This window comes from Vibrio sp. M260118, assembly GCF_036533755.1.
GTDB lineage: Bacteria > Pseudomonadota > Gammaproteobacteria > Enterobacterales > Vibrionaceae > Vibrio.
Map to the genome: position 1 here is coordinate 1 of NZ_JATABG010000191.1, position 6,473 is coordinate 6,473.

Annotated in this window: 4 protein-coding genes; 3 read left to right on the plus strand and 1 reads right to left on the minus strand. The window is 46.1% G+C overall.

All coding sequences use genetic code 11. The features are described from left to right. From QTO00_RS12115 to QTO00_RS12125, 3 genes are all read left to right on the plus strand, one after another. Positions 1-419 (plus strand): transglutaminase-like cysteine peptidase (locus QTO00_RS12115; protein ID WP_331425045.1); only part of this gene is annotated, 419 nt, incomplete at its 5' end. 5 nt (positions 420-424) lie between these two features. Beyond that, positions 425-2,335: a bifunctional diguanylate cyclase/phosphodiesterase gene (locus QTO00_RS12120; RefSeq protein WP_331425046.1), complete on the plus strand. Its 1,911-nt coding sequence runs from the start codon at positions 425-427 to the stop codon at positions 2,333-2,335. A 17-nt stretch (positions 2,336-2,352) separates the two neighbouring features. Then, the gene (locus QTO00_RS12125; protein WP_331425047.1) at positions 2,353-4,467 is read left to right on the plus strand and encodes a type I secretion system permease/ATPase; all 2,115 of its coding nucleotides are present in this window, start codon (positions 2,353-2,355) and stop codon (positions 4,465-4,467) included. Between the two features lie 61 nt (positions 4,468-4,528). On the opposite strand, the gene QTO00_RS12130 is transcribed toward QTO00_RS12125, so the two are convergent. After that, complete coding sequence (locus QTO00_RS12130) at positions 4,529-5,926, minus strand: tryptophanase (protein WP_038201635.1); 1,398 nt, start codon at positions 5,924-5,926, stop codon at positions 4,529-4,531. Between the last annotated feature and the right edge of the window lie 547 nt (positions 5,927-6,473).

The following is a 6,473-nucleotide window of genomic DNA, read 5'->3' on the forward strand; positions in this document are numbered from 1 at the left end:
GTAAAAATGACTACTGGGCAACACCGCTCGAGTTCCTCGGTAGTAACGCCGGAGATTGCGAAGACTTTACCATCGCTAAATACTTTTCTCTTCTTGAGCTAGGTGTATCAGACAAGAAACTACGCCTAGTGTATGTTAAGGCCATTGAATTAAATCAGTTTCATATGGTTCTCGCTTACTACTCCAAACCAAGCGCGGAGCCTATTCTACTGGACAACATAGACCCACAAATCAAACGCGCGTCTAAACGTCGTGACTTACTACCTATATACAGTTTTAACGGTAAAAACTTGTGGCTGATGAAATCCAAACAAGGACAACTAGCAGGAAAGTCTTCTAGGTTAAGCCTATGGAACGACCTTCGTGCACGAGAGAAGTCTCTCAAACTAAATAAACCAATAGTCAATTATGATGAGTAGGCAACATGACTTTATATAAACAACTTGTCGCGGGAATGATTGCGGTGATATTGATGTTGTTAATTTCGGTGTTCATCATCGAATTCAACACTACGCGCAATAACCTCATTCAGCAGCAGCAATCCGAGGTCAATAACACCATCAATACAGTCGGGCTCGCACTGGCTCCCTATTTGGAAAGCAAAGACCAAGTTGCTGTGGAGTCAGTAATCAACGCCCTATTTGATGGCAGTAGTTACTCAGTTGTGCGTTTGATCTTCCTCGATACTGGGGATGAGATTCTACGCTCCTATCCGGTCAAGCCAAATGACGTACCCAAGTGGTTTACCCGTCTCAATCTGTTTGAGAAAATTCACGACCGCAGAGTCGTTACTAGCGGTTGGATGCAACTAGCAGAAGTCGAAATTGTCAGTCACCCTGGGGATGCCTACACCCAGTTGTGGCTCGCGTTTGAACGACTTGTTATCGCGTTCTGCATTATCATGCTGATTGGTTTATTTTCTATCTCATTCATACTCAAGCGCGCGCTACGACCATTGCAATTGATCGTCAACAAAATGGAGCAAGTGGCAAACAATCAGTTTGGTGAACCGTTGCCAAGACCAGCCACTCAAGACCTGATCTACGTAGTCGATGGCATCAATACCATGTCTGCTCAGCTTGAGAAATCATTTAAGGCTCAGGCTAAAGAGGCACAACACCTGCGAGAAAGAGCCTACATTGACCCTGTTTCTCAGCTAGGTAACCGTGCCTACTATATGAGCCAGTTAAATTCGTGGATTGGCGAAGGTGGTATTGGTGGCGTCGCTATCCTTGAAGCAAGCTTCATTCGCGAGCTCTATGACGACAAAGGCTATGAAGCCGGTGATGGTATGGTTAGAGAGTTGGCTGAGCACCTAAAAGTGTCAATGACGGCACCGGATGTCACACTTGCACGTATCTCGACCGAAGAATTTGGTTTTATTCTACCCAACGTCGATGACTCCGAACTCAAACTGATCGCGGAGAGCATAGTAACGTACGTACAAGACATCAACGCAGATCCAACAGGTATGGCGAAGGCCAACTTATCTCTGGGTGTGGTTTACAACAAGTCGTCCACCAGCTCTAGTGAACTTCTGACTATGTTGGACAACGCACTAGCAAACGCCAAGTCGAATCCAGAAATCAATTACGGCTTCGTGACCGGTGAAGATACCGATAACCTGATGGGTAAACAGCAGTGGAAACACCTTGTTGAGGAAGCGATCAGCAATGATTGGTTTAGCTTCCGCTTCCAAGCGGCTAACGACAGTTGGGGTCAGCCGTATCACAGAGAAGTGTTCTCGGCGATTGAAAAAGATGGTGAGAGATACAGTGCAAACCAGTACTTATTCGCCTTAGAACAGCTCAACGCTAGCCACTTATTCGATGAATATGTTGTCGAGTCTATTGTTGCTCGTTTGGAAGCGGGTGAGTTCGCGGAACCTGTTGCCATCAACATCTCGCAAAGTAGTATTGCCCAGCCAAGCTTCATTCGTTGGGTTACTAAGCTACTGAGCAAGCATGCCTCTATTGCGTCGCTACTACACTTCGAGATTCCTGAGAGCTGTTTTATTAACTCCCCTCACCATACAGCGCTATTCTGTAACGCGGTTCGTGCAGCGGGTGCCGACTTCGGGGTAGATAACTACGGACGCAACTTCCAATCGTTAGATTACATTAACGAGTTCAGGCCAGCTTATGTGAAACTCGACTATCTATATACGCACCACTTAGATGATGAGAAACAGAAGTTCACTCTGACTTCGATTTCAAGAACGGCGCACAACTTAGGAATTAAGACCATCGCATCTCGAGTCGAAACACAAACTCAGCTAGATTTTCTATCTGAACACTTTATTGAAGTCTTCCAAGGCTTTATCGTAGATAAATAATCAACAAAAGGTATAGCATGCAGGATCCGCTATTAAATTCGCTTATCTACGTTAGTCGCTACTATGGGTTAGCAAACTCACCAGAGGCACTGATTAACGGCCTACCTCTGTCTGATGGTAAGTTGACGCCATTTTTGTTCCCTCGTGCGGCTGAACGTGCTGGGTTAGTAGCCAAGGAAAATCGCTCAGCGCTCGGAGACATCTCACAACTCGTTCTGCCTGTGGTTTTAATTCTCAAAACAGGCGATGCTTGTGTTCTCAACAGCATCAACGACGAGAAAACCGAAGCTGAAATTGTCACTGGCGAGTCGGGGTTAGTACCGATTTCGATCCCAATAGAAGATCTCGAACAGCTCTATATTGGCCGCTATTTTTTAGTCAAAAAGCAATTCCGTTACGACGAACGCTCTCCAGAAGTACTCAAAACTAGTGAAGGACACTGGTTCTGGGGCACAATTTGGCAATCGAAAAAGATTTATCGAGATGTCCTCATCGCGTCGATTTTAATCAACCTATTCGCCATTGCGGCGCCTATGTTTACCCGCCTCGTGTACGACAAGGTAGTGCCTAACCTCGCATTCGAAACTCTTTGGGTACTTGCTAGCGGTATCTTTGTCATTTTTCTATTTGACTTAGTACTAAAGCTGCTACGCAGTTATTTTATCGATGTTGCGGGGAAGAAGTCCGACATACTGATCTCCTCTAAGCTGTTTAGTAAAGTGATGGGAATTCGTATGGAGGCTCGCCCAGCTTCAGTGGGTGCCTTTGCACGTCACTTACAAGAGTTCGAGTCGATCCGAGAGTTCTTTACTTCGGCAACCATTGGCTCTTTGATCGACCTACCCTTCGCCATCCTATTCCTATTATTGATTTGGCTAATGGCAGGCAACTTGGTGATTGTGCCAATTGTTGGGGTGCTGATTCTAATTATCTACTCTGCGCTGATTCAAGGTCCGTTAAGACAGACCATCGAAGAAGGCTCAAGACTCGCTTCTCAAAAGTACGCCAACCTTATCGAGAGTCTGTCTGGTTTAGAGACAGTAAAACTCTTTGGTGCGCAAAGCCAATTCCAATTCCGTTGGGAAGAGGCGGTCGCTCACATGGCAAACTGGAACATCAAAAGCCGACGAATTACGGATGGTATCCAAAACACCGCTGGATTTGTTCAACAGGCATCTAACGTCGGTATGATCATACTAGGTGTTTACTTGATCTCTGAAGGCGAGCTCACCATGGGTGGTTTGATTGCTGCGACCATGTTAAGTGGCCGTGCTATTGGTCCTATGGTACAGCTTTCTTTGCTCTCTACCCGTTATAATCAGGCCAAGTCTTCAATGACGATTATCGAACAAGTAATGTCGATGCCTGATGAGCAAGAAGAGGGCAAACGCTATATCCACCGCCCTATTATTCACGGCAAAATTGAACTGGATAAGGTCACCTTCCACTACCCTGATTCTCCAATCGCATCGATTCGTGATTTGAGTCTGACCATCAACCCAGGAGAGAAAGTCGCGATTATCGGCCGTATTGGGTCGGGTAAAACCACTTTAGAGCGGTTAATCATGGGGCTATTCAAACCGACGGAAGGTCATGTCAGAATCGATGATACTGATATAGACCAACTGCACCATATCGATATCCGCCGAAACATCGGCTGTGTGCCACAGGATAGCCAACTGTTCTATGGAAGCATCCGTGACAACATCACGCTTGGCCGCCCACTAGCAGATGACAGAGACGTACTTGACGCCGCGAACCGTGCGGGTGTAACAGTGTTTACTCAGCAAGACCCTGCCGGCTTAGAGCGCCAAGTGGGTGAAGGCGGTATGTTGTTATCCGGTGGTCAACGTCAGGCAGTAGCGATTGCCCGCTCACTTCTAGGTCGTCCGCCAGTGCTACTGTTAGATGAACCAACCAGTGCGATGGATAATCGCTCTGAAATGCATATCAAGCAGCAGTTGTCTCAGCTTAAATCCACCGAGACTCTTATCCTGATCACTCACAAGACTTCCATGCTCGACGTGGTTGATCGTGTCATCGTGATGGAGAAAGGCTGTGTAATTGCGGACGGACCAAAATCTGAGGTTCTGAACAACCTCAAACAAGGCAAGGTTCGAGCGGTTAACTAGCCCAAACGATAGTTATAAAACAATGGCCACTCGATTGAGTGGCCGTTTTACGTTTACTTAATTACTTAGATTTAAAGCGTGCTGTGAAATGACGCAGCACAGGCGGCTCATACTCAAACGTCAGTCCTTTAAGTTCATGGGCTCGCTCTTTAAGGGCGATAATCGCATCAGCAATGTAATCCATATGATCATTGGTGTAGACACGTCTTGGTATGGTCAAGCGCATCAACTCTAACTCAGAGGCCTTTTGCTCGCCAGTTTCCGGATCTCGTCCGAGTAATAAGGAGCCGATCTCCACCGCTCGTATGCCCGCCTCGAGATAAAGGGCATTACATAGCACCTGAGCTGGGAATTCATCGGCAGGGATATGGGGTAAAATCTTAGCCGCATCAACAAACACAGCATGTCCACCGGTTGGATATTGGATAGGAATCCCCCCCTCTCTTAGACGTTCACCCAAATACTCTACTTGGCTAATACGGTAATGGAGATAATCTTCATCGGCTCCTTCGTACAAACCACGCGCCAAGGCTTCCATATCTCGACCAGCCATACCACCATAAGTAACAAAACCTTCCATCGGAACACAACGAGTACGCACTGCTTGGAAAAGCTCTTCATGATCACGGATACAGCACAAGCCACCAATATTGACCATAGGATCTTTCTTAGCTGACATAGTGAGCATATCGCCATACTGGTACATTTCGCGGATGATCTCTAAGATAGACTTGTCTTGATAGCCCTCTTCGCGCTGTTTAATAAAGTAGGCATTTTCGCAGTAACGTGCTGAATCAATCACAACCGGAATGTCGTTCTTAGTCGCAATCTCATACACCGCGCGCATATTAGCCATAGAAACTGGCTGACCGCCGGAGCTGTTACAGGTCACCGTAGTAATGATTGCACAAATGTTTTCGCTGCCGTGCGCTGCAATCGTAGATTCAAGCTTATCGAGGTCAAAGTTGCCCTTCCAATCATATGGCGTGGTGGTATCAAAGGCGTGCTGATCAACGACATTGATCGCTTTACCGCCATTGAGTTCAATATGCCCTGCTGTGGTATCAAAGTGATAGTTGGAGATAAACACAGGGTCCGTGCCACCGCGGACCGTTTTCATCCGCTCAATCAGCGCAGGAAACAAGATCTGTTCTGCACCTCGTCCTTGGTGAGCAGGAACGGTCAGCTTGTAACCAAAAAAGTGCTCAACCGCTGCACACAAGTTGTAGTAGTTTCGGCTGCCCGCATAAGACTCGTCACCCATCATTAAGCCTGCCCACTGATTATCACTCATGGCACCGGTGCCTGAGTCCGTCAATAGGTCGATATAGACATCATCACTTTTCAGCAAGAATGGGTTTAGCCCTGCTTCATCGAGTGCAACGACACGGTCATCGTAAGTCGTCATCTTGATTGGCTCTACCATTTTAATGCGGAAGGGTTCTGGGATACGTTTCATGGTTAATTCCTTTAAATAATTCGAATACCCGTACTAGCGAATACGAGTGAAGTTAATTGATAAAATGTCGAATTTAAAAACTAGGCGCAATTGGCCTAGGAGAAATTAACTAAGAAGCGTTTCTTTATTGAGAAGGGAAAGCGTGTAATCAACGTTGTACCACGGCGACAACACTAGTCTGCTGTCTAACATAGCTGCGTATGCCATAGCGTTATCCTCCTGAATCATTGAACACTGGGTTACTATAGTCTAGTTCCTATCCCCATTACCATAAGAGGTAGCGCAGATTTTCCAAATAGTGAGAGATAAACGTGACCATTGATTAAGATTTAATGAAATTTATAAACATCTGACATTGAGGAATTGAAATCTGCTCGAGAGCTAGGCACTCTTTTCAATGGCTTGGAGCCATTTTGATTAGGAACCAACAATGAAAATAAAAACACCACTACTTGCTGCTTTTGTATTGGGAACCAGTACTGTCGCAGTTGCTGACGTCACGATCACAATCCCAGAAACTGTCGATATCTTAGTCGTCAACGAAGAC

Excerpts from the sequence above, each read along its gene's own strand:
- QTO00_RS12120 (WP_331425046.1), top strand. The coding sequence starts at position 425 with ATGACTTTATATAAACAACTTGTCGCGGGAATGATTGCGGTGATATTG.
- QTO00_RS12125 (WP_331425047.1), top strand. The coding sequence starts at position 2,353 with ATGCAGGATCCGCTATTAAATTCGCTTATCTACGTTAGTCGCTACTAT.
- QTO00_RS12130 (WP_038201635.1), bottom strand. The coding sequence starts at position 5,926 with ATGAAACGTATCCCAGAACCCTTCCGCATTAAAATGGTAGAGCCAATC.